At 31.8% G+C, this 24399-nt stretch carries 28 protein-coding genes; 19 read left to right on the top strand and 9 right to left on the bottom strand.

Going from position 1 to position 24399, the window contains the following annotated elements; translation table 11 throughout:
• Window positions 1-27 precede the first annotated feature (27 nt).
• Entirely contained in the window at window positions 28-213 is a 186-nt protein-coding gene (locus B3W71_RS02715) for a hypothetical protein (RefSeq protein WP_346887406.1), read from the bottom strand.
• 526 nt (window positions 214-739) lie between these two features.
• Here B3W71_RS02715 and B3W71_RS02710 point away from each other — a divergent pair.
• Both B3W71_RS02710 and B3W71_RS02705 read left to right on the top strand, forming a co-directional pair.
• Window positions 740-1210 (top strand): hypothetical protein, encoded by a 471-nt coding sequence (locus B3W71_RS02710; RefSeq protein ID WP_346887405.1) that lies wholly within the window; start codon window positions 740-742, stop codon window positions 1208-1210.
• Window positions 1200-1448, top strand: a complete 249-nt coding sequence (locus B3W71_RS02705; protein ID WP_346887487.1) for a BhlA/UviB family holin-like peptide — start codon at window positions 1200-1202, stop codon at window positions 1446-1448. Before B3W71_RS02710 ends, B3W71_RS02705 begins: the two co-directional genes overlap by 11 nt.
• Before the next feature lie 513 nt (window positions 1449-1961).
• Here B3W71_RS02705 and B3W71_RS19215 read toward each other — a convergent pair.
• The gene (locus B3W71_RS19215) at window positions 1962-2087 is read right to left on the bottom strand and encodes an HD domain-containing protein (protein ID WP_414631971.1); all 126 of its coding nucleotides are present in this window, start codon (window positions 2085-2087) and stop codon (window positions 1962-1964) included.
• Window positions 2088-2543: 456 nt separating this feature from the next.
• Here B3W71_RS19215 and B3W71_RS02700 point away from each other — a divergent pair, with 456 nt between their 5' ends.
• The 5 genes from B3W71_RS02700 (at window position 2544) to B3W71_RS02680 (ending at window position 5134) form a co-directional block, all read left to right on the top strand.
• The gene (locus B3W71_RS02700; protein ID WP_346887404.1) at window positions 2544-3038 is read left to right on the top strand and encodes a hypothetical protein; all 495 of its coding nucleotides are present in this window, start codon (window positions 2544-2546) and stop codon (window positions 3036-3038) included.
• A 72-nt stretch (window positions 3039-3110) separates the two neighbouring features.
• Window positions 3111-3674 carry a GNAT family protein gene (locus tag B3W71_RS02695; protein ID WP_346887403.1) on the top strand — a complete coding sequence of 188 codons (564 nt, stop codon included), beginning with the start codon at window positions 3111-3113 and terminating at the stop codon, window positions 3672-3674.
• A 168-nt stretch (window positions 3675-3842) separates the two neighbouring features.
• Window positions 3843-3965, top strand: coding sequence for a hypothetical protein (locus B3W71_RS02690; RefSeq protein ID WP_346887402.1), 123 nt, complete (start codon window positions 3843-3845; stop codon window positions 3963-3965).
• 89 nt (window positions 3966-4054) lie between these two features.
• Window positions 4055-4609, top strand: a complete 555-nt coding sequence (locus tag B3W71_RS02685; protein WP_346887401.1) for a GNAT family protein — start codon at window positions 4055-4057, stop codon at window positions 4607-4609.
• Between the two features lie 45 nt (window positions 4610-4654).
• Window positions 4655-5134 (top strand): hypothetical protein, encoded by a 480-nt coding sequence (locus B3W71_RS02680; RefSeq protein ID WP_346887400.1) that lies wholly within the window; start codon window positions 4655-4657, stop codon window positions 5132-5134.
• A 25-nt stretch (window positions 5135-5159) separates the two neighbouring features.
• Here the strand turns inward: B3W71_RS02680 and B3W71_RS02675 are convergent, their stop codons facing one another.
• The gene (locus tag B3W71_RS02675; protein WP_346887399.1) at window positions 5160-5960 is read right to left on the bottom strand and encodes a MerR family transcriptional regulator; all 801 of its coding nucleotides are present in this window, start codon (window positions 5958-5960) and stop codon (window positions 5160-5162) included.
• Between the two features lie 108 nt (window positions 5961-6068).
• On the opposite strand from B3W71_RS02675, the gene B3W71_RS02670 reads away from it, so the two are divergent.
• From B3W71_RS02670 to B3W71_RS02650, 5 genes are all read left to right on the top strand, one after another.
• A complete protein-coding gene (locus tag B3W71_RS02670; protein WP_346887398.1) occupies window positions 6069-7796 on the top strand; it encodes an ABC transporter ATP-binding protein in 1728 nt (575 codons plus the stop codon).
• Window positions 7797-7800: 4 nt separating this feature from the next.
• Window positions 7801-9627, top strand: a complete 1827-nt coding sequence (locus B3W71_RS02665) for an ABC transporter ATP-binding protein (RefSeq protein ID WP_346887397.1) — start codon at window positions 7801-7803, stop codon at window positions 9625-9627.
• Between the two features lie 404 nt (window positions 9628-10031).
• Window positions 10032-10307, top strand: a complete 276-nt coding sequence (locus tag B3W71_RS02660) for an autorepressor SdpR family transcription factor (protein WP_346887396.1) — start codon at window positions 10032-10034, stop codon at window positions 10305-10307.
• Window positions 10297-10986 (top strand): SdpI family protein, encoded by a 690-nt coding sequence (locus B3W71_RS02655; protein WP_346887395.1) that lies wholly within the window; start codon window positions 10297-10299, stop codon window positions 10984-10986. Before B3W71_RS02660 ends, B3W71_RS02655 begins: the two co-directional genes overlap by 11 nt.
• Window positions 10987-11042: 56 nt before the next feature.
• A complete protein-coding gene (locus B3W71_RS02650) occupies window positions 11043-11369 on the top strand; it encodes an SdpI family protein (RefSeq protein ID WP_346887394.1) in 327 nt (108 codons plus the stop codon).
• Window positions 11370-11650: 281 nt separating this feature from the next.
• Here the strand turns inward: B3W71_RS02650 and B3W71_RS02645 are convergent, their stop codons facing one another.
• Window positions 11651-12133, bottom strand: a complete 483-nt coding sequence (locus tag B3W71_RS02645) for a hypothetical protein (protein WP_346887393.1) — start codon at window positions 12131-12133, stop codon at window positions 11651-11653.
• Between the two features lie 303 nt (window positions 12134-12436).
• Between B3W71_RS02645 and B3W71_RS02640 the strand changes: the two genes are divergently transcribed.
• Complete coding sequence (locus B3W71_RS02640) at window positions 12437-13177, top strand: YukJ family protein (RefSeq protein WP_346887392.1); 741 nt, start codon at window positions 12437-12439, stop codon at window positions 13175-13177.
• 516 nt (window positions 13178-13693) lie between these two features.
• Window positions 13694-14176: a GNAT family N-acetyltransferase gene (locus tag B3W71_RS02635; RefSeq protein WP_346887391.1), complete on the top strand. Its 483-nt coding sequence runs from the start codon at window positions 13694-13696 to the stop codon at window positions 14174-14176.
• Between the two features lie 91 nt (window positions 14177-14267).
• On the opposite strand, the gene pruA is transcribed toward B3W71_RS02635, so the two are convergent.
• Window positions 14268-15956 carry an L-glutamate gamma-semialdehyde dehydrogenase gene (gene pruA / locus B3W71_RS02630; RefSeq protein ID WP_346887390.1) on the bottom strand — a complete coding sequence of 563 codons (1689 nt, stop codon included), beginning with the start codon at window positions 15954-15956 and terminating at the stop codon, window positions 14268-14270.
• Window positions 15957-16376: 420 nt separating this feature from the next.
• Between pruA and B3W71_RS02625 the strand changes: the two genes are divergently transcribed.
• The 4 genes from B3W71_RS02625 to B3W71_RS02610 all read left to right on the top strand — a co-directional run bounded on the left by B3W71_RS02625 (window position 16377) and on the right by B3W71_RS02610 (window position 19656).
• Window positions 16377-17180, top strand: a complete 804-nt coding sequence (locus B3W71_RS02625) for a RelA/SpoT domain-containing protein (protein ID WP_346887389.1) — start codon at window positions 16377-16379, stop codon at window positions 17178-17180.
• A gap of 48 nt (window positions 17181-17228) precedes the next feature.
• Window positions 17229-17615, top strand: a complete 387-nt coding sequence (locus B3W71_RS02620; protein ID WP_346887388.1) for a VOC family protein — start codon at window positions 17229-17231, stop codon at window positions 17613-17615.
• A gap of 471 nt (window positions 17616-18086) precedes the next feature.
• Entirely contained in the window at window positions 18087-18539 is a 453-nt protein-coding gene (locus B3W71_RS02615) for a kinase (RefSeq protein ID WP_346887387.1), read from the top strand.
• 406 nt (window positions 18540-18945) lie between these two features.
• On the top strand, window positions 18946-19656 hold the full coding sequence (locus B3W71_RS02610) for an alpha/beta hydrolase (protein ID WP_346887386.1): 711 nt from the start codon (window positions 18946-18948) through the stop codon (window positions 19654-19656).
• 181 nt (window positions 19657-19837) lie between these two features.
• On the opposite strand, the gene B3W71_RS02605 is transcribed toward B3W71_RS02610, so the two are convergent.
• Entirely contained in the window at window positions 19838-20374 is a 537-nt protein-coding gene (locus B3W71_RS02605; protein ID WP_346887385.1) for a flavin reductase family protein, read from the bottom strand.
• A 4-nt stretch (window positions 20375-20378) separates the two neighbouring features.
• Entirely contained in the window at window positions 20379-21362 is a 984-nt protein-coding gene (locus tag B3W71_RS02600) for an NADH:flavin oxidoreductase (RefSeq protein WP_346887384.1), read from the bottom strand.
• A gap of 133 nt (window positions 21363-21495) precedes the next feature.
• Here B3W71_RS02600 and B3W71_RS02595 point away from each other — a divergent pair, with 133 nt between their 5' ends.
• A complete protein-coding gene (locus B3W71_RS02595; protein ID WP_346887383.1) occupies window positions 21496-21846 on the top strand; it encodes a helix-turn-helix domain-containing protein in 351 nt (116 codons plus the stop codon).
• 284 nt (window positions 21847-22130) lie between these two features.
• Here the strand turns inward: B3W71_RS02595 and B3W71_RS02590 are convergent, their stop codons facing one another.
• Together B3W71_RS02590 and B3W71_RS02585 are read right to left on the bottom strand one after the other, a co-directional pair.
• Window positions 22131-22736 (bottom strand): response regulator transcription factor, encoded by a 606-nt coding sequence (locus tag B3W71_RS02590; protein WP_346887382.1) that lies wholly within the window; start codon window positions 22734-22736, stop codon window positions 22131-22133.
• Window positions 22717-24294, bottom strand: a complete 1578-nt coding sequence (locus B3W71_RS02585) for a sensor histidine kinase (RefSeq protein WP_346887381.1) — start codon at window positions 24292-24294, stop codon at window positions 22717-22719. Before B3W71_RS02585 ends, B3W71_RS02590 begins: the two co-directional genes overlap by 20 nt.
• Window positions 24295-24399: the final 105 nt, after the last annotated feature.

Below are 24399 nucleotides of genomic sequence, written 5' to 3'. Positions count from 1 at the left end.
ATAACATAATGTAGGTGTAAATCCAAATTATGTTATATTATTATAAACATCTTCAAATGTAGGTACTAGCTTGAATATCCTATAGATCTTCTCTACAACATAGGATAATATCCATAGTGGAAATGTAACTCTATTCTTAATCCTAATTCTTCTATATTGTTTATTAGTACATAAGATATCACTATCATACTCATCTCTAGGTTCATCAAACATATCACAATACCTTCTGATAGCATCATAGCATACCTATCTAACAGCATCAAGCATAGCATTACATCTCTTAATAACTTTACAAACCTGACAAATCCAATCAATATTCATGCTATAATTCCAATAATAGCTAAGGCAAACATCATTCCAAAATTAAATAAACATACAATATCTAGTTATACTGTAAGTCTCTTTGATTTAGTAAAAAATAATGCTATATAAATGCCTAAAATATGAATAATTCAGTTACATTTCCCTTCAGTAAGTATTGTTTTAAACTTTCCAATATTAACACCTATAATCTTATAAATATGCATTTATTATGCATTAAAATAATATAATATTATATAAGATATTCTTAGTGAATTTCCCGCTATATTTCTTCCCTTTCATGCTTTATTAGTTGTATTCTTGTTCATTCTAGCATAAACTATAACCAAATATTGTAATTTGCTAATTACGTTAATTGCATTTTACATGAAATTACCATATCTATTTTTTAAAGTAATCTTTAAGGAGGATGTATGTAATGGAATCAATAGTGACTCTAGTAAAGAAAGCAAAATCTTATGATAAAAATAGTATGGAATCATTATTAATTAAATTTGATCCTACTATCAATAGCTTATCAAGAAAACTAGGATATGACTGCTCTAAAACTGACTTGACTATATTTTTCGTAAAAATCATTTATTCAATTCAATTAGCAAATAGCTTTAATTTATCTGACGGAGCATTAGTAAATTACATCAAGAAATCCTTATGCAGAGAATATTATAGGTTAAATAAGATCTATATATTCAATGGAGTTAAGATGCTTGATAAATTTTCAGAATTGTCAGACAGTTATTTGCCTATTGAAAACAAAATATCTTTAGGTGAACTTGTAAGTCTAAAGATTATAACTAATAAGCAAAAATATGTTCTCTTAGGAAAATGTCATTACAATCTTACTAAAAATATATCAAGTAAGGAGTGTGAAATAAATGATGGAAAATGAAATTCTAAAAGCTGCATTATCACAAGGCATTTGGGCTGTACTAAGTATATTTTTATTGTTCTATATATTAAAAGCTCAAGAAAAAAGAGATGCAAAGCAAGATGAACGAGAAAAAAACTATCAGGCTGTAATATCACACCTTACCGATAACTTGAGGGTAGTAGATGAAGTGAAAAAAGATGTAGAAGGCCTAAAAAAGGATGTAGATGATCTAAAAAATTATATGAGAAAAAAATAAAAAATTTTTATTTTAGGTTTACAAATTAAAAATATAACACTCTTTTATAGGTGTGATTAATATAACCTGTTAAATAATTCAGAGAAAATTGAGACGGTAATTTATGATTAAAAATGTGAAAAATGTAATGGTAAATTTACTTACAAAGAAATTATGAAGGCAACTTTGTGTTTCTATGGATGTTATAAAAATTGTAATGCATAATATAAAGTTAGTGTAGTAACGAGATATTACTTTCTTTATTAATAGAGCTACCATTATTCTTTATTATATATTTAGATGTTTTAGTTGTATGTACAATATTAGTTTATATTATATATGATCTTTGTTATAGATTTGAGTTCATTTATTATTAGATACTACTTAATGATGAGTAAAAAATAGTCTTATTACCATCTAAACTGTGGTTATACCTTTTAGATGGCTCATATCCTCATATGGCCTTAAAAAAAGGTCATTATATTCAAGTTTATTAAAGGGGCTTTCGCGAAAGCCCCTTCACTTTTAATTATATTAAATAATCATTTTTAATAACCTAGATGTATCTACTTTTTCCTTTAAATAAGGCTCAATAAATAAAGCTATTAAAGAAACTCTCCATGTATGTTCTGCTAATATCTTAAAAGAATTATTTAACAATTTATATTAATTATTTTTGAAAAATTAAATATATATGTTTAAAAAACATAGTATTCCTCTAGGAGGCTCAATCCTAGTTATATCAACGGTTTGAACTGGGTAGAATATCGGAAGTATGGAAGTTAAGAAGTTAGGAATATAGGAAAGAGCACGGGAAAAAATGCGACATAACTAATTGGAAATGAAGATAAGAATAATGATCTTTGAGAATTGAATAATGCGGTGTTAAAAATTCTTATGCTTTCTATAATTAGTGAAAATATATAGGTATTATGGTATAATTTTCACATTAGTTTAATCATATTTGTAAAAAGTCGTAAAATAGTTATTCTTTAAACCAATATAGATGATGATTTAAGATGTATATTAAGCCAATATCTTTCAAGTGTTTTAAATTATAATAAGAAGATTATGTAAAAAGGTAATATAGAATATGAACATATAAGGAGTAATAAGATGGAAGATTATTTTGATAATGCAAATTGGCATTTTGATGATGCCTATGATGGATACTGTAAGCGCTTTAATTGTGAAGAGAATAAAGAAGATAGCAAGCATATTAAAGCTGGATTAGTGTATGCTGCAACTCATATGGGAATGTATATAGCATGGATTATTAAACATAATTTGGAAGGAAGTATTCATAGTAAATATTCCAAGGAAGACTTGGAGAAAGTAAGAAATGAACAGATGACAGGAGTGGAGTTTTTACTTAAAAATTGTGATGGCAAGTTATGGAGTGAAGATTTTAATCAGGAGGGACTTGAATTTACAAAAGGTTATTATGAATACTATTTAAGAGATTATCCAGACTTGGTTTTGTGTGAGTTCGATATAGAATACAACATATATGAAGTGGAAGATACATGGAATAACTACGAAAGTATAAGCATTATGCTAGATACTGCCTATAGTGACTTTAAAAAAGGAAAAGTAGGGCGTGTGAGATAGGCGTATAATTGTATCAAATTGTGGGTTAATTACTTATTGAACTAACATATAAATGGGGATTTGGAGGTAACAATGAATAAAATAGGGCAAGTATGGGAAAAGTGTGGATTTATATTAAGACTATCACGCACAGAAGATGCTGAAGAATATTTCTCGCAGAATTTCAATCCTTTAGATGTAGAGGTAGCACGTCTTACGGGATGCAAAGAAGTATTTACACACGATGAAGTAGTCAATTTCTTTAAGCAATGTATAGAGTCAGATGACCGTTATGATTTTCTAATTATTTCACCTGATGGACGTATTATTGGAGAAAGTGTAATCAACGAAATCGACTGGGATGCACGAAGTGCAAATTTTCGTATTGGTATTTTCAACTCAAATGAACGTGGTAAAGGAATTGGCTCTTGGGCTATAAAAAAGACAAGAGATTTTGCGTTTGAAAAATTAAAACTTCATCGACTGGAGTTAGATGTATTCTCATTCAATCTCCATGCAGAAAAGGCTTATCTTGCGGCTGGCTTCAAACGTGAAGGCGTACTACGTGATGCTATCTGGAATGGAAAAGAATTTGCTGACGATATTTTAATGGCAATTCTAGAGGATGAATGGAAACAAATAAAAAATAACGAATAAATTTTAATTTGTATTAAAGATTAGATAGAAGGTTACAGAAATCATTTTTAATATTATTAAGATAAAAATAAGTTATTTATTAAGATACCGTACTATTCAAATGAATATGCGGTATTTTTTATGTCGTGATTCAAATAGAAGATGGACTAATTAAGAGGTATGTAAGAAATGTCAGATATACATGAATGTAATGGTTGCAGTGAACAAGTATACATGGACAATGCTGAACAATGTATAGTTTGGAAGACTTCTATTTCTAGCCTTTATAAACCCAATAATAAATGGAACTAGCTTTGCATTTTATGATACACTAGCTTATATTTACAACTAAATTCCCATATAATATAATAAATTTAAAATAATAGTAAGGGGAGAAGAACATGAACGTAAATTTATTTCATTCATTGGAAGGTAAAAATATCTCTTTTAAGACACTAAGTAAAAGTGATGCTCAAGCTATACATAGTTATGCATCAGATGAAGCAGTTTCACGTTTTATTGGCTGGAGATTAATGAAAACTTTAAATGAAACTAGTGAGCATATTGAGACAATGTTGAAGCGTGAGTCAGATGGTACTCATTTATATGCCTCTGTTATTATAAAATCAACTCAGGAAATTATAGGGACAGCCATGATTTTCAATTTTGATGAAGAAGCAAAACAAGCCGAAATTGGTTATGTTTTTCATAAAGATCATTGGGGCAAGGGATATGGATCGGAGTGTGTTGCATTAATGAATGATTTCGCCTTCGAATCGCTTAATCTACACAAGACCCATGCATCTGTAGTGGACGCAAATATTGGTTCTGCTAGGATATTAGAAAAGAACGGGTATGAGTTAGAAGGGCGATTAAAAGATAACTATTTTATAGAAGATAAATATTATGATGCGTTGCTTTTTGGCAGAATTCAAAGTAAGGATAAGCTAAATTAAGCTGTTTGGTGTAAGTTATCGGAGGCATGAAAAGGAGAGGAAAAAATGAAATCAAAAATTGAAGTGGTTGAAGAAAACCAACAAAAATTAGAAACAAAAGCAATTCTAGATGAAATAGCAACCACTTTCTTTGGTTTATTTTCTGTAAAAGAAGGATGCAAAGTAGATTTAAGTGCCATATATCAGCTGTTTATACCTGAAGGACTAATTATTAAAAGTATTGATTCTACACTTGAAATTTACAACCTTCAGCAGTTTATAGAACCTCGTGAAAAAATGCTAAATGAGGGTGTATTGATTGATTTCAAAGAAGAAGAATTATTCAATAAAACTGAAATATTTGGCAATATTACCCACCGCTTCAGTCTCTATAAAAAATCAGGAATAATGTCAGGTGAAGCATTTGAAACTAAGGGAATGAAAACAATACAATTTATTAAAACACCAAATGGATGGAAAATTAGCTCGTTAGCTTGGGATGACGAAAGAGAAGGGTTATCTGTTCCAAATGAGTATAGTAGATAGAGTATGGTGAAGATAGTTTTAGAAATCAGATATCCTCCACCATAATTTCTATCTTTACACAGTATTGTTGTTCATCCTTAGTGGAAAGTTCATTTAGAGGATATTCCTCATAGGCGTGACCACAAATGCGTAATTTATTTTCTTCTATAAATGTAAATAGCTTTTGGTAGAGTTCATCTGATTCTCCATAAGCACATCTGCCATAGATTACAACATATTTCCCTTCTGGCTTATATGCATTTTGGTCGTTCTCTACTTTAAAATAACATTGTGAAACTAATAGGGGCTTTCCAGATTGAATATTTTCTTTATATATAATAGTGCCAAGGGGATATCCTAAATCAATTCCATTCTCAGCAGCAAAATCATAAAATGAAATGAAAGAATCATCTAGATCATCAGTAGAAAGTATGGGTCCTAAAAAAATGGGCTCTTTCTTTTTATATTCTATATTTATGCTGTTCTCCTCATATTTAAGAGCATCCTCTGCCATATCCATGTATAAGTTCATAACCTCAAGCATGCGCTGAAGTTTTTTCATTTCCTTTAATATATGTTTTTTCTGTGATTTAAACAAAGAAAACATCTGCTCAGGAGTACGTCTATCTACATACTTCTTGATTTCTTCTATACCAATACCAAGTTCTCTGAGAGAAACTATTAAATATGAGGTATTAAGCTGCCTTCGAGTATAATATCGATATCCGTTTTCACCACGACATTCTGGAGACAGTAACCCAATTTGATCATAATATCTTAGATTCTCACTTTTAATACCAGTGATACGGGAAAATTCGCTGATCGTCATATAAGATCTATACTTCATAACGGCCTCCAAATTTTTAATAAACTATTGACCTTAAAGTCACTTTAAGGTTTATAATACCACTGAACAGGAATTTCTGCAAACTAATTTACATAACGGAGGTACATTATGAAATATTTAAAACTGTTCCTAAAAGAGAGAAAAGGAAAAGTAGCAATAACGTTGATTATGCTTTTAGGACAGGTAGTCGGAACATTACTGATTCCATTTCTAATTGCAGGTATTGTAGATAATGGAATTTTAAAAGGAGATATGACGGAGATTCTTCGTATAGGAGTTCAAATGCTAGTAGTTGTACTAGTGACAACGGTAGCAGCTGTTTTGGGAAGCTACTATTCTGCTGATTTAGCTGCAGTTTTTGGCTATGACATGAGAGATAAAATTTTTCGTAAGAGTCAAGAATTATCTATCCATGAATTTGACACCATTGGTGTTTCTTCTATGATTACACGTACAACTGCGGATATTTCTAATCTGCAAATAACTCTTGGATTGGTCTTACAATTGATTGTTCCAGCTCCCCTTATTATTGGGGCATCTATTGTTATGACATCAGATACTAGTTTGGCTCTATCATTCGTACTGATTTTCAGTGTGGTGATATTCATGGCCTTTGCTGTAGTGGTCCTTAAGAAATCAAATCATATTTCTCAGAGGGTTCAAGCTAAATTAGATCGTATTAACCAAGTAATAAGAGAGTCTATCACTGGAATCCGTGTTATACGTGCTTTTGGAAATGAAAAATACGAGGAAGGTAGATCTGGTAAAGCCTTTGAGAATTATGCTACAGATATGATAAAACTAAACAAGCTATTTGCTGTGTTGAATCCTATCATATGGCTAATCATTGGTTTGTCCGTGGCAGTCATAGTTTGGTTAGGAGGACTACTTTCTATAAAAGGTACTATGGAAATCGGACAAATCACTGCAGTTACAGAATATTCTATTATTACATTAGCCTATCTAATCATGGCTACAACAACAAGTGTTACCCTTCCTAAAATGTACTCATGTCTAAATCGTATTGAAGAGGTATTAGATATTAATCCAGAAATTCAGGATTTAAACAAAAATTTAGGAGGCGTAAGAGGAAATGCACCGGTGGTGGAATTTGAAAATGTATCCTTCTTTTATCATGGAGCAGAGGAGCCAGTTATAAAAAATCTATCATTCTGTTGCAACGAAGGACAGACCACGGCCATCATTGGAAGTACCGGTTCTGGTAAGAGTACTATTGCTAATCTTATTCTTAGACTACATGACATAGATGAGGGTCAGATTAGGCTCAATGGTTTGGATATACGAAACTTATCACAACAAGAATTAAGGGACAGTATTGGTTCTGTTCCTCAGAAGGCTTTCTTATTCAGTGGTACAATTGAGGACAACCTTAGAATGGGTTATAAAGCTGCAACTAAGGAAGATATGATAAGAGCATTAAGTATTTCTCAAGCAGATTCTTTTGTAGAAAAATTACCTCTGGGATTAGGCTCTCCAGTTGCCCAAGGTGGCTCTAACTTTTCAGGTGGACAGAAACAGCGTTTGGCCATTGCAAGGGCCCTTATAAAAAAGGTTCCAGTATATATTTTTGACGATAGCTTTTCTGCTCTAGACTTAAAAACCGACGCTGTACTGCGTAAATCACTGAAAGAAAATATGACTGACGCAGTTAAGATTATAATTGCCCAGAGAGTAAGCACCATTATGGATGCAGACCAAATCCTTGTACTAGATGAAGGAGAATTAGTGGGAATTGGAAAACATGATACTCTAATGAAAAACTGTTCTGTATATCAGGCAATTGCTAAAAGTCAGATGAACCTAAAGGAGGCTTGATTTAATGAAAAAGGATAAGAAAAAAAACAATGACACATTGCCATTCAATGAGGATATGCCTCAAAATACAAAAAAGACTATTAAAAGATTAATGAGCCACTTGGCACCACAGAAGAAAAAGCTAATGATTGTGGGAATATCAGCATTAATCAGTAGTGCAGCCTATGCAGCTATGCCCCTTATCGTTGGAGTAGCCATTGATAATCTAGTAAATATAATCCGTAGCTTTGATGGCTCTGTAAGTGTTCTATCTGCGGTGACAAATGCACTGGCTATACCAGTTTTACTTTTAATATTAGCTACCATTGCTAGCAGTTTACTTTCTTATATGCAGCAGTACATCGTAGCTAGCATCGGTGAAAACTTAACCTTATCTCTACGCCAGGATATCAGCGAGAAAATCAATAAGCTACCATTACGTTACTTTGATTCACATAAAACAGGAGATGTTATGAGTAGAGTAACAAATGATCTTGAAAAAGTATCCATGGTGATGCAGGTGGGCTTCATGCAGTTTATATCTTCTTGCTTTACAATTATACTCACCATTATTGCTATGGTTATCTTAAATCCAAAGTTAGCTCTTTTGGTTCTTATATTTGTTAGTATCAGTGCTATTGCAACAAATTTTGTATCCCAATTAAGTCAGCGTTATTATGCAGAGAATTTTGCTGCCATGGGTGCCTTAAGTGGAAAAATTGAAGAAGTATATTCAGGTAATCGCATAATCAAGGTATTTAATCAACAATCTGATGTGATTGAAGAGATTTCTCATTTAAATCACAAGCAGTTTGAAGCAAATAGAAAGGCACAGTTCGTTGATTTTGCTATATATCCAACAATAAGGCTTTTGAATCAATTAGGTTTCGTGGCAACAGCTATTGTAGGAGGACTGATGACACTTAGTGGACAGATTTCCTTAGGTGGGATTCAGGCATTTTTACAATATGTAAATCAAGTTTCTGAGCCTGTTACTCAAGCTGCTTATGTTATTATGTCTCTACAATCTGCTATAGCTGGAGCTGAGAGAGTTTTTGAACTATTAGATGAAGAGGAAGAGATTACAGATAGCGCATCTAGTACATTCCCAATATCTAACGGCAGAGTGACTTTTGAGAATGTAAAGTTTGGATACACACCAGAGAGAACTTTAATAAAGAACTTGAATTTGGAAGTAAAGCCTAATGAAATGGTAGCCATTGTTGGTCCAACTGGTGGAGGAAAAACTACATTAATTAACCTGATCATGCGTTTTTATGAGTTGAATGGTGGCCTAATATCCATTGATGGGGTTAATATTACTGAGATTTCTCGTAGTGCATTGCGTCGACAAATTGGTATGGTACTTCAAGACACATGGCTATTTGAAGGCACAATAGCTGAGAATATTGCTTATGGTAAGATGGATGCTACACGAGAGGAGATTGTAGCTGCTGCTAAAGCGGCCTGCTGCGATCATTTTATTCGTACACTTCCACAAGGATATGATACTGTAATCTCTAGTGAGACATCTAATGTATCTCAAGGACAGATGCAACTTTTAACTATTGCTCGTGCCATGATGACTAATCCTACAATTATGATATTGGATGAAGCAACTTCCAGCGTAGATACAAGAACAGAAGTAGAAATTCAAAAAGCTTTATCAAAGCTTATGAAAGATAAAACAAGCTTTGTCATAGCTCACAGATTGTCAACTATTCAAAATGCAGATATGATTTTAGTTGTAAAGGATGGAGATATAGTGGAGAGAGGAAATCATGAGAGCCTTCTAGCACAAAATGGTTTCTATGCTTCTCTTTATTACAGTCAGTTTGAAGTGGCCAATTAGGGCATCTTCAAAAAATAAATAANNTATTTATTTTCAGATGCCTAAACAACATTTTATTAAAGAAATAATATCCAAGTAAAATATTTTTGTTATAAGGATGTCAGAAAGGTTTCTGTCATTTAAATGAGCAACTGAAAGACGCTACAACTTCCATTAAGGAAGTTGTAGCGTTTTTTAGTATATAGAAAAGATACCTTCACTTGGTATTTCTACTTTTATATTAGGTTTATCTTGACATCCACTATTGATAAGATCATTAATGTCATAACAATATAAATAAATTTAAAATTCTTCATACAATTAGATTAATGGATGTATTTACAAATTTAAGAAATGAATGTATAATACATTTAGAAATATTTCAAATTGAAAAAAATCTAAATGTATATAATGGAGGAGTCAGTGTGGGTATTAAGGAAAGTTTTAAAGCGTTATCTGATGATTATCGAAGGCAAATATTAGAGATGCTTAAAAATGGAAAGATGACTGCTGGTGATATTTCATCTAGGTTTGATATGACTCAAGCTACAGTATCGCACCATCTTTCTATACTAAAGGAAGCCGACTTGGTTCGAATTGAAAGAGTAGGTAAGTATATTTATTATGAATTAAATACAACAGTATTTGATGATGTTATTAATTGGATAATAGCATTTAAGGAGGTTAAAAATGAAAAATAAAATTAGTTTTAGCACTATAGTTTCAGTGATTATATCTATTTTACCCTTCGGAATATATTATAGTTTATACAATCAGATGTCATCACAAATTCCTATACACTACAATGCGAATGGAGTAATTGATAGATTTGTAGACAAATCAAGTTATGAAATACTTTTAATGTGTGGTATAGGTATACTTGGATTTATTATAATGAAAACATTGAGCTTAATTATAATAAAATTTAATGATAGTACTAAGCAAAATAACAGTAAGATTATAGGTCTAATTATGAACGTAACTACTTTATTAGTAACTATTTTATTTACAGGAATAAGTATTTATTCCTTAGTAACAGCTGCTAATATTTATAAATTTAATACTCTTGAAATCTTTAAGTTAAGTAATGTTTTCTCTGGAATAATAGCCATTGTTTTAGGTAACTATTTGCCTAAATTTAAACAGAGTAATCTATCTGGTTTTAGAACAAAAACAACATTAACTAATAAAGAAATTTGGTTTAAAGCTCAGAGATTTTGCGGTAGAGTATGGATTATAGGGGGAGTTTTAATTATTATTTGTTCATTTTTATTGGGCAACATGTCTTTTGCTGTATCAGCAGCTTTAGCACCAATATCATACACTTTGATGGTTATTATTCCTGCAATTTATGGTAAAAAAATAAGTGAAGTAAATTAAAGTTTATTAGTAGGGGGAATATATGTGGGTATATTAAGTATTGGGTTTTCAATTTTTTGTCTATAACCCTTATTGGCGCAGGATATCTATGTAAAAGTGCAGCTAATGGAGATATAGATGATTATGCTGGATATAGAACTAAGCTTTCAAAGAAAAATGCTGACACATGGAAAGAAGGTAATACTTACAGTGGAAAGGTATTAATTATCTGCGGGTTAGTATATCTTGTGATATCCACAGCATGCAGCATAATATTCTATAATCAAGCTGTAATTACATTTGTTGGAGTTTCAATTGGTGTAATACCAGTTATGCTAATTGGACTTTACATTTCTGAAAAACACTTAAAGAGTATTTTTGATAGTGAAGGAAATAGAAAATAGAGCAATGAAAGTATACTAATTTGTATGGAGAAGCGAATCATAAATAACGAGATTTTTATATAAAGGGGCTCATGACAGCTCGCCTCCACCATTAAAACCCACGAACTGCCTGTAGGTGGCTTAAATAGCTACTTACAGGCGGTTGTATTTTTTGATGGGTGAGGGTAGCTCTACCAAATTAGTTTAATATCATAAGCTTAGAAATAATTAAAATATTTAATAATTAGTTTTCTCTGAACAAACAGGAATTTTAATGTGTTCAAATTTTAATGTTTACAATATTATACTGACACTAATTGGTTATCTTCTGTTAACTCAGTTACTAGATGGGTGCTAAGAATGGTTCTATTATCTTCAGTTGCAGGTACAATTTCCCTCCAATTGAAGCAATCTAAAATTGTTTGCTTATACTTTCCTTCACTTAGTTCTTCATCAGCTTTAATTATATTGTTAAGTACTTTCGCATAACTCAAATAATCGCAAGAAGTGTTACTCCAAGCTTTTGCCATCAACTTCCCAAAATAGTCACGCGCATCAAGTAATGCTTCTTTAAACTCAGTCTCTTTTCCTTGATAAAACTGATTAAATTCTTCTTGGATACCTGATAAGTCCACAGTGTGAGCATTGAAGGATCGTCTTCCTAACTCTTCAGATATAAGTCCTCTTTTAATTAAGTTATTTTGAAATACTTCTACCAATATATCAAAAGCACCACCTGTAAAAGGTTGAGAAAGATCATGTTCCTCTGTTCCAACGTCAGACATCTTCATATTATTAAAAGCAATACGTATCTCACGTGCATTACTTAACTCTCCAACACGAGATAGTTCATTGTACGCCCCATTTCATGAGCATTATTAACTGAAATATATGATGCTGTTCCTCAGCTTTCTTCTAAGTGTTAATATTTGGTTGGTATAAAATATGCTTTTAATAGCATGATAAAGGTGAAAGACATGTGCATACTAATGAGGAAGGCAAGTTCAAACTTCTTGTTTGGCATAAGCAATACCTAAGTATATCGTCTCTTAAAAGGTTGTAAAAATTCTTAAAAGGAGTGTTGTTAAATGAGTGATAAAGAATATTTATATGGTGTTTTAAAAGGAAAGGTTTTAAAATATGATGAGGGTGATTCAAGAACTGATCCTCTTAGACCACATGTATATTTGTATGTAGAATGCCAGAATAAAGAGTATAAAGTTGTAGTCAATACAAAATCTTCAAAAAAAATTATAATCAATAATAATAAAGTTCCCAATGATCTTTTATATATTGCTGATTCTAATTTTAATGCTCAACAAATTACTCATCTGCAAAAGTTGGAGCAAGGTTTTTTTCCTATAAAACAGTATCATGAATTTGTTACAACTGCTTCTGGTTACAAACCTGAGGAAATAGCTGTAGATTTTATACGTAGTAATCTGTTCAATCCCTGTGATATGATTATAGTACCTTCAGATAAACCAGGACCTGACAATGATTTAGCTGATTTCTTTAAAGAACGTATAGATACCGATAAGTGTAAAAAAAATGCAAATATATATGCATATGGAGTTCATTTTGAGGATGGATTAGGAGTGCATGATGTTCACATGAATCAAGGCAGTATTGAAAAATTTGAAGATTCAAATGGAAGTTACCAAGATGGCTGCATTTTAATAGAATATCCTGGTGACCATTGGGAGGCAATTTTTTTAGCATTCCAATCTCAATCATGGTGTACTGATGATAAAACTGGTATGGCTACAGAAAAATGCTTTGTGTATGATCATAAAACAAATGAAAAGATATGTGATATAGAGAGGTGAAACTAAGTTTTAGAATAGAAAAGTAAGAGCTGTTTAATGCTAAAAAATGCTTCATTGTACAGTAGTAATCATCTACATATTTTTTCATAATATTATATTTATTATATATTGATAATGTATGTTTTAAAGACTATATTGGTAAATGGATTTGTTCTTCAGAGTGCGGAGAAGGCTATAATGGATGGGAGTAATGATATATTTAGTAAAGAATATGGCTAAAAGTGGTGGATTTTAAAGGTCGCACTTCACCTCCACCATGAAACCAACAAACCGCCTGTTTTGTGCATTTATATATATAACTAAACTTTATATATTATTACTTGATATTTTCATTTATACTTTAATTATGTATTGTAGTTTAAATAGATGATTAGGGGTCAATTTAAAGAATATATAGAAGTAATTATTATAATCTTTTGGGGTAAAAAGAATGGATTTTATGAATATTAGAAGAGAATCTGAAAGGCTTGTAGTTAGGCCAATGATGGAAGATGATTTGAAACCATTCTGGAAAGTTTGAAAGGTCAAGGTACACGACAAAACAAACATGAAGAAGAAATCGAATTAACAGACGTTTTTACAGAAGATTTCTGTAAAGAATATGTAGATACTTATGTACAATATGCAAAAAGTGATAGGTTCTATGAGTTTAGAGTATTTAAAAAGGAAGATGGAAGCTATATCGGTGGAGTTATTATAAAAACTATTAAGCGAGGGCATTTTCAGTGGGCAGAAGTTGGGTATTGGCTACTCAACCAGCATTGGGGTAAGGGTTATGGAAGTGAGATGGTGAAGGTTATGATTGATATAGCTTTTAATGAACTTGGCTTTCATCGACTAGAGGCACATATAAATTTGGATAACATAGCCTCTCAAAAGACAGCAGAAGCAGCTGGGATGAATTTTGAGTGTATTCGAAAAGGATTTATTTTTGAATTCGACGAATGGACTGATATTATGATTTATGTTACAAATAATACGAATGGAACAGGATTATAAACGAAACATAGAAGCAATTTAAAAGAGTGGCTATGCATAGTATATAAATCAATATGCATAGCCACTCTTTTATTAATGATTCTTAAATGCCTTATATGCTTATAAAATCAAGACCAGAGTAAGATTCGTCTTCTGGTCTAGATTTTTCAGGTTGTGTATCTATCATATATGGATATTCGAAGTTAGTAGGTGGACATAGAGTTTCCTTTATAGTTCTAGGTGATACCCATCTAAGCAGGTTAAGATGACTACCAGCCTTATCATTAGTTCCAGATGCTCTAGCACCACCAAATGGTTGCTGACCAACAACAGCTCCAGTTGGTTTATCATTTATATAGAAGTTACCTGCAGAGTTTCTTAGTTTATAAAGCATGTGTTCTATATTATAGCGATTATTAGAGAAGATAGCCCCTGTAAGTCCATAGACAGATGTTGTATCACAAAGGTCTAAGGTTTCTTCAATGGATCCATCTTCATAAACATATATTGTAATTACAGGTCCAAATATTTCTTCAATCATAGTTTCATAGTCAGGCTTTAGAGCTTGAATTATGGTAGGTTGTACAAAGTAGCCAATCTCATTTGTACCAAAACCACCAGCTATAACCTTTGCATCATCAGAGCTATGAGCTCTATTTATATAATTCATAATGTTAGTATAAGCGCTTTCATCAATAACAGCTCCCATAAATGTGTCAAATTCGCTTACATCACCTACTTTTATCTTAGAAACAGCATCAATGAGTTTCTCACGTAGTGAAGACCAAATTGAACTAGGTATATAAGCTCTTGAAGCAGCAGAGCATTTTTGACCTTGATACTCAAAGGCACCACGTATAATTGCAGTAGATAATTCATCAATATTAGCAGTATTATCAGCAAATATAAAGTCCTTACCTCCAGTCTCTCCTACCAATCTTGGATATGTTTTATAAGTAGAAATATTATCTGAAACTTTTTTCCATAGAGTTTGGAATACTTTTGTTGAGCCAGTAAAGTGTATACCAGCTAAATCTTTTGATGTTACACATACTTCTGATATAAGAGCTCCACTTGAAGGTACAAAATTTATAACTCCAGCAGGAAGTCCGGCTTCCATAAGTATTTTCATAAATAGATAATTTGAATAAACAGCAGTACTAGCAGGTTTCCATACAACAGTATTACCCATCATAGCAGGAGCCGTAGATAGGTTTCCACCTATAGCTGTAAAGTTGAAAGGTGAGATTGCTAAAACAAAGCCTTCAAGAGGCCTATATTCTGATCTGTTCCAAGCATCAATAGTTGAATCAGGTTGAACATCATAGATTTCTCCCATAAAGTGAGTGTTAAATCTAAGGAAATCAATAATTTCGCAGGCTGAGTCTATTTCAGCTTGATAAGCAGTCTTACTTTGACCTAACATAGTAGCAGCATTTAACAGCGATCTATATTTACCACTTATCAAATTAGCGGCTTTATTAAATATAGCAGCTCTTTGGTACCAAGAGGTTGCTTCCCATCTTTCCTTCGCCTTTAAAGCAGCATCTATAGCCATTTTAAGTTCCTTTTCTGTAGCTTTGTGATACCGAGCTAGCACATGACCTTTTTCATGGGGAATAATAAACTCTTCAGTGATATTTGTGAAAACCTCCTTTCCATCTATAATTAAAGGAATATCTGTTTGGGTATTGTATAGCTTGTCTAATGCGGTTTTTAATTCTAGTCTTTCAGATGTACCAGTAACATAACTCTTTATAGGCTCATTTGTAGGCTTATTTATTTTGTAATTAGTGTTCATTTAATACAACCTCCATTTAATAAAAAATATGTCTTGTGACCTTTTGCTACAATAGATAATTACACGTTGATGTAATAATTCTATAAATATGTAATAAAAATTGAAAATCATAACGAGTATATTAGATATATAATAATTATTAGACTTTTGATTCATTAAATCATATGAATCAAATTAATATATTAGAACAAGATGTTGTGGACAAAATTAACCTATATTCTTTAAGCTTGCATATAGTGTGCAATAGTAAAATTTTTAGTAATTAATTGATATCCTTTGTCATTTTGCGTTACAATAAGGTATCTGAAAATAAATAACAAGTCAAAGGTGAGAAGTATATTTTGAAGATGCTTAAATTTAAAATATCATAAAATATATCTACTATGGACAAAATAAGGAAAACTGAAGGTGGCAAGGTTTATGGTTTTAGATAAAGAAACTTTTTTAAGTAAATATCATCTTAAGGAAGAGGAGATTATAAAAAGTGGAATAGCTTGGGACACTTTAGAAGAAATATATACGGATTTCAATATTTATGAAGAAACTTATGAGACACAAGCAGAGTTTATAGCAAATACACTTAGGGCACATAAGAAAATACATACGGTAAAATCTAGAGTAAAGGATTCTGAAAGGCTTATTGAAAAGATTATTAGAAAGACAACTGATAGAAAATCAAAGTATGGAGAGGATTTTCAATTTTCCGTTTCTAACTATAAAGAAGAGATAAATGATTTGATAGGTATTAGAGCCATACATATTTTCAAGGATGATTGGGAAGATATACATAATTTTATTCTGGGTACTTGGAAGGTTGTTGAGATAACTGCTAATGTTCGAGAAGGAGATGATACAAAAAGATTTGAAGAATTAAATATACAAATTAATTCTAAAAAATCAGGATACCGCTCTGTCCATTATCTTATAGAATTTTTTCCAACTAATCAAAAGGTCATAGCTGAAATTCAAGTAAGAACTATATTTGAAGAAGGTTATGGAGAAATTGATCATCAACTTAGATATTCTCACAGAGAGATTCCAGAGGTCTTGGCATCAAATCTTTTGCTATTTAACCGTATAGCAGGAAGTTCCGATGAGATGGCATCCTTTATAAATATGCTAAGCAAAAACTTGATGGAAATGGAACAAAAGTATGAAAAGATAATAGAGCTTAAAGATAAAGAGATTGAGGATTTAAAAAGGCAGGTAACGACTAACAAATAAATGTTACTCACATATTTTTTCATTAATAACAGAGAAGGAAGTGATTTTATGATTAACATACTAGGCCAAATTATGGTTTATGTAAATAACCAAGATGAAGCAGTAAAATTCTGGACGGAGAAAGTAGGTTTTACTGTAATTTCTGAAGAAGATAATGGTGAAGGGATGAGGTGGATTGAGATTGCACCTCAAAAGAATTCGCAAACAACTATTGTGCTTCACAATAAAGAAGTGATTGCTAAAATGGGAACGGGGATAAATTTAGAAACACCGTCTTTATTATTTTTCACAGAAGATATAGAAACATTACATGACAAGTTATCTAATAATAATGTTCTTGTAGGAGAAATAATGCCTATGCATTTAGGTAAAACTTTTAATTTTGCAGATAATGAACAAAATTATTTTGCAGTAGCTGAAAGAATCAGTAAATAATGAACTACTATTAAAAATGGTAATAAACAACATCAACAAGAATAAGTCCACTAAGCTACAACCAAAACTAGATGAAATTAATAAAATAAATGAAGTGTGAAAAAAAGTGGACTAAAATGGCCCCTATCACCTCCCCTACCCTACCCTCTCCCAGTGAAACTCTCAACTAATTAATGGTCGAGGGTTTTTCCCTATGTATAGGTTTAGAATTATTTGAAGTAAACTTACTCAATGAGCGAATGTGAGTTGAGTTTCCTAAGTAAGTGCGGTTTATAGCCTTAACCATTGATATCATTGGGTTAAGGCTGTTTTTGTATATAAAAAAACTGTATCTCAAGTAAATGGATAAAATAGGTTTAATACATAATATTTACAAGGATGTTATAATGAATAGTAGATGAGGTAGTGTTAATTTACTTTTTAAAAATTATATAAAGTAGAAATTTTATTAATTGGAAGGACAAATAATAGATGGATAAAGAGATAAAGTTAATAATACTAAGAGGTAATTCAGGAAGTGGCAAAACTACAACAGGTAAGGCATTACAAAAAAAATTTGGGCATGGTACAATGCTAATTTCACAAGATGTTATTAGAAGAGAAATACTATATGTGAAAGATGGCCCTGATACAGAACCAAGTCAATTATTAAATGAACTTGTACTATATGGGAGAAAACATTGCAATATCGTAATTCTAGAAGGCATTTTAAATTCAAATTGGTATAGAATACTATTTGAAAATTTACATGATGAATTTGATAATCAAATTTTTGCATATTACTTCGATATACCTTTTGAAGAAACCTTAAATCGCCATAAACAAAAACCTAATGCACATGAATTTGGAGAAAAAGAAATGAGAGAATGGTGGAATGAAAAAGATTTATTAGGTATCATTCCTGAGGTATGCATACATAAATAATTAAGCCTAAATGAAATAGTGGATATTATTTATCATGATGTTATAAAGTAAAAATTTTTATAATAAAATAAGAATCTTAGCATATTAATAAATGGTTTTGCTGTTCTCTTTGTTAATTTATGTATTAGCCTCGTATAAAAACGCCCTTTTGAATTTATTAGTGCAAAAATAGATAAGTTTATTACAGAATCATTTATGAACTGGATAAAGCAGGTGAAATGAAACTATAATCTTACTATATGGCATTGGTAACAAACCCTATAGTAAAAGGAGTTGAGAAATATGAGACAAGAGCCTAATCCTAAAAAGATTTATCCTAGAACAAATGATTTCAGTACAGTTTATTTAAAAAATGTAATAGCATTAAAAGAGTAGATTATTTATATTTTACGGAGAAAAAATTAAAATGATAAAACAAAATTTTAAAATAGAAAATATCCCCGCAATTTTGTGGGGGGACAAATCAGATAAATTATTCGTAGTAGTGCATGGTAATATGTCAAATAAGGCAGACGACTTTATTGTTGTATTTGCAGAAGAAGCAACAGAAAGAGGTTATCAAGTGCTTAGTTTTGATTTGCCTGAACATGGTGACCGTAAGAATGAAACTTATGCTTGCAAAGTTCAAAATTGTGTTAAAGACCTCAATAAAATTATGTGCTATGCACAAGCATTATCAAATAATATAAGTGTATTGGCTTGTAGCATGGGAGCATATTTTAGTTTACTAGCATATAAAAATGTACCGTTGAAACAGTGTTTGTTTCTTTCACCAGTAGTAAATATGGAACGTATCATAAATAATATGATGACATGGTTTAACATAAGTGAAAACAGATTAAAATCAGAAAAAGAAATTCCAACTCCTATTGGACAAACACTTTATTGGGATTATTACTGCTATGTGAAGGAACATCCTATTGTTACTTGGAATAATCCAACTTCAATTCTTTACGGCGCAGATGATAATTTATGTGAGCTTGATGTGGTATCTGCATTTGTAAAATGTTTCGATTGTGATTTGCAAGTAATGGAGAATGGCGAACATTATTTTCATACGAAAGAACAACTTGATTTTTTTAGACAATGGCTGAAGAAACATATATATACTAAGTAATATAGCATTACTAGTTGAAAAATTAGAAAGTATTTTAAGGTTTGAAAACTTAGATAGATTATTTGTTTATTTATATATACCAAATTTAAAATAGCAACTACTTTGGGTTAAAAATCTAAAGTAGTTGCTATTTTGATGCGAAAACCACTGCTCATTTATCGCTACTTTTAATTAAAGTCAACTATTCAATAATATATGCCTTAACAATCTCCCCATAATATGCCATATGATAATCTTTATTCTCAAATGGACTTGTACTATCTACGTCCTGAGGATAATTTTCTACTCTGATATTTTGGGGAATTGCATCTTTATCCTGCATTTGCTTATAAATAACTTTGCATTCTAATGTAAGTGGAAGTTCCTTGAGTGCTGGCACTGAAATCACTTCTGGTGTTTCCAATGTCAAATCCATTTCCTTTATTTTATCCACAAGCCTTCCAGATTTTGAACCGCAGAATCCCAGAATTTTTTTATCATATTCCCCATAGGGAATGTTAATTGTAAATTCTGGATTTGATTCTAACTGTTCTTTTGTAAAGCGATGTTCTCTAACAAATGCTGTAAAAATAGGCTTCCCCCATTCAATGCCAAATGTTCCCCATGAAATTGTCATAGAATTGACTTTATTTTCTGACTTAGTTGTAAGTAATACACCTTTTTTAATAGTCTTTAAAATATAACTTGCATAATCAAATACATCAATTTCTTTCTTCATAATATTAGTTTTCCTCCATTACTTTTTTAGCCCATTCAGAGTCTTTAAAAATTGCTCTCCCAACACCAATGAAGTCGGCTTTTCCTTCTTTTAATAATTTTTCAGCATGTTCTCCTTTTGTAATACCGCCTGTGAGGATGACAGGAACCGATACTTCTTTTTTAATTGCTTCTGTTAACTCTCCAAAATACCCTGGCTCTTTATGATCTGGTCTCGTAATTCTGCAAAGCCCACCTGAAATATCCAATAAATCCAGATCAGCCTTTCCAAGTGCTTTCGATGCAGCAACTCCATCTGATAAAGTACTTCCACCTTCCATATAATCACAAGCGCCTAAGCGAAGTGCGACAAGGTAATCTGCTCCAACTACTTTTCGTATCTCTTTAATGATTTCCATGTGAATTCTAATTCTTCCTTCTAAAGAGCCGCCATATTCATCTGTACGCTTATTCGTAAGTGGTGAAAAGAACTGATTTAGCAAATATCCATGAGCAGAATGTATTTCTACTCCATCAAATCCGGCTTCTTTTGCTCTTCTTGCTGCCTCAGCAAAACAATGAATAATTCTTTCAATATCTACTTGATTCATCTCATGAGGGATAATACCTGTAGTATTGGCTATTGCACTAGCACTAATTGGTTCACATCCTGTTACCTCTGATACAGCTGAACTTCCTGCATGGTTAATCTGTGCTATGACTTTGGACCCATTGTTGTGTATCGTTTCTGTGATGCGTTTTAAACCTTCTATATCGCTGTCTTTTGAGATAGATATCTGTCCTGGATCTGCCATACCTTCTTTGCTGATATATGCATGTTCCGTAATAATTAATCCAATATATCCACCCTTTGATTTTTCGTCGTAATAATCTACTAATTTCTGTGTTACTTCTCCACCTTCTGATTTTGATGTTGCCATTGGTGGCATTACAATTCTATTTTTGATTTCTACATTCTTCAATTTCATAGGCTGCATTAATAATTTCATAATAAGATTCCCCTTCCCATTCGGTAAATATTTATTTGCATTTTTCTATTTATTATCATAATATATCACTAGTCTAACAAACTTAGTAGTATGCACTTTTTAGTGAGATACTATCCAAAAGGAGAGCGCTATTATGCCTATTGATAAAATATATATTGAAAACACAAATACGTCTGAGATCAACCCAAGGCCATTTGAATACTCTTTATCATTAATCGGTGGAAAATGGAAACTTAATATCCTTTTCTGGCTATGGAGAAAAGATATAATGCGATACAATGAACTAAAAAAGTCGCTTCAAGGAATTACTCACAAAATGCTTAGCAACCAGCTAAAAGAACTAGAAGCCGATGACCTAATTGTACGTCATGAATATCCACAAGTTCCACCCAAAGTGGAATACTACCTTTCTGAACGTGGAAAATCCTTGATGCCAATTCTTCATGAATTATGCAAATGGGGTGGAATGCATATTAATGATTAAGGCATCTTCAAAAAATAAATAAGTCAGAATGCTCGTCTATTTTGTGTTATACTGCGTCAACAGAACCCTTAGATAGTGCTACTATCNNCCATCTTTGACTTATTATTTATTTTCATATGCCTAAACTAGCTTCAACAATACAATCTATTGCTCATCAAATTCCAGTTTATAATTTAATAAAGTGAAAATTTAAAAATGAATTCGCTTTAAGAATAAACCTTATCATTTAATCGAAAATGATAAGGTTTATTCTTAATTTGAATATATTATTTTATCATAAACCCTTAGTGCATTGGTGCAATATATCCCATCTGAATTGCTTTCGTTACAACTTCCACTGTAGATGACACTTGTAGCTTATCAAAAATGTGCTGCAGATGATTTGAAACTGTACGCTCACTTAAAAATAGATGACTTGCAATTTCTTTTCGCTTCATGCCAGAAGCAACTAACTGTAAAATTTCTTTCTCACTGTCTGTAAGTTCTTCTATGATAACTTCTTCTTTGGGAAAATAGCTTTTACCCCTTTCAATGTCAGCTAAAATCAAGACTAGTTCTTCTGGTTCCACGTTCTTATTGATAAATCCTTTTGCCCCAATTTTCTGTGCTTCGTGCCGATATACAGGAAGATCATATCCAGAAAGAATAACTACCTTTTGCTTAGGCATAATCTTTAGAATATGTTTTGCTAGAATCAGTCCATCTTCCTCATTTAAATTGCTCAAATTTATATCCACTAAAACAATATCTGGCTTTTCCCTTCTCAATTGTTCAATGATATTGTCAACATCTTGCGTATTTGAAAATGTATCAATTTCAGGAAAGCCATCCAATGCAATCTCTAAACTCTTTGCGAAAAGGGCATGGTCATCAATCAATAAAACTTTCATAAGAGTCCTCTCCTTTCATAGGCATAGTAATTGAGATTCTTGTTCCATTTTCTCCGGTAGAGGTAATTTCCATCTTCCCATCTAACAGACTGACTTGTTCATTAATGGAAGCAAGCCCTTTATGTGATGTGCAATGATAGTCAGTCTTATCTAATCCCTTTCCATTATCAGCCACCGTTAAACCAATGATTCCATTTTTCTGAAGCAAAATGATCTCTACTTCCCCTGCGCCAGAATGTTTCAACACATTTGTAGCCAATTCCTTTATTATGCGATAGATAATAACGTTATAGGGTTCCACTAAAAAAATCTTGTCATTACAGTCTAATCGCAATTTACAGTGCACCCATGGAAAGGTATGGCTTACGGTATCCAATAGATTTTGAATATTTTCTTTCAAGGTAAGACTTTTCAACATAGTTGGATGGTATTCCTGCATTTGTGACCTAATAGAACTGTTAAGCTGTTCCAGGGTGGATACAACCAGTTCTTTTACCTGTGGCCGATCTGTCTTCCCCATCATGTTTTTTATGGATAATAAATCTTGTAAAATTTCATCATGCAAAAAGTTAGAAAAATATTTTTTCAGGTTCTCCTCCCTTTTGATTTGTGCCAGTGAATAGGAGTAAAAATGCTGCCTATCTATTTTCTCTCCATAGAAGGCTCTCTCCTTTACAATCTGACAATAAACAAGTAAATAGTAGAGTTGTACTATCAGGGAACCACTATGGATTAATATAGCGCTTATAATAATAGGAAGATTAAGCAGGCTACTAATTATTCCAAATATGACTATGCCACTTACAATAAGTATCAACTGATTGCCTTTGTTTAAAGTAAAATATTCTTTCTTGGCTGGTCGATACTTAAATACAATACTATGAATGCTTACAAAAGAAAGCATAATCATTAAATAACTTGCTAGATTTTCCAAATAGTTTGGTTGATTATGGAACATGAAAATGTAGCAACTAAAAGGTACCACCACAAAAATGAGATATATTTTCAATTGCTTTTTCTGGCTGAGCAGTACAAACTTCACCCTTTGCCAATGTACTTTTATCACAAGGATTAAGAAGCATAAGGCAACTATGTTCTGTACCATAAAAAGAATAGCAAATAAGCGGTCAGAGATTAGTTGTCCTGAAATAGCTGCAATACAAGTACCTTTTAAAAGCAGAATAACCGTCTTCTGATATTGATAAGCGGACTCTTGAAATAAGAAAGACAACAAAAAACGAATTGTCTGATAAAAAGTCAATGTTATCAATATGATAGAGATTTCCTTTGACAAAGAGCTGCTCTCAAATAGTAAGAAAATAAACTGCCATGCTGATAACAGAAGAAGAAATGAAAAATTTGTTAGAGTTTCATTATTCTTTATATTCTTATAAGAGATATAGGCAGCATCAAAAAACAGCAAAGAAATGATGGCAATGTGGAGGATATTATTAGCGGAAATGCTGTGTCCCGTTAATTTCATAAAAATCAGGTAAAGGATCACCATTGCCTGATTTATAAATATTGCTACTTGTCTTGAAAAATAGTCCGTTTTCACTTATAAAGTCACCTCTTTTCTCAATTATTGTAGCCTTGTTTTGTGGGGAGTTCAAGAAAGTTTTCTAAATGATTCCTTAAAACTTTGGGGGCTTTCACAAAATAA

This window comes from Clostridium sp. UBA1056 (assembly GCA_002316385.1).
In the GTDB taxonomy this organism is placed as follows: Bacteria; Bacillota; Clostridia; order Clostridiales; family Clostridiaceae; genus Clostridium_J.
This window is presented reverse-complemented; position numbering and strand designations above follow the sequence as displayed.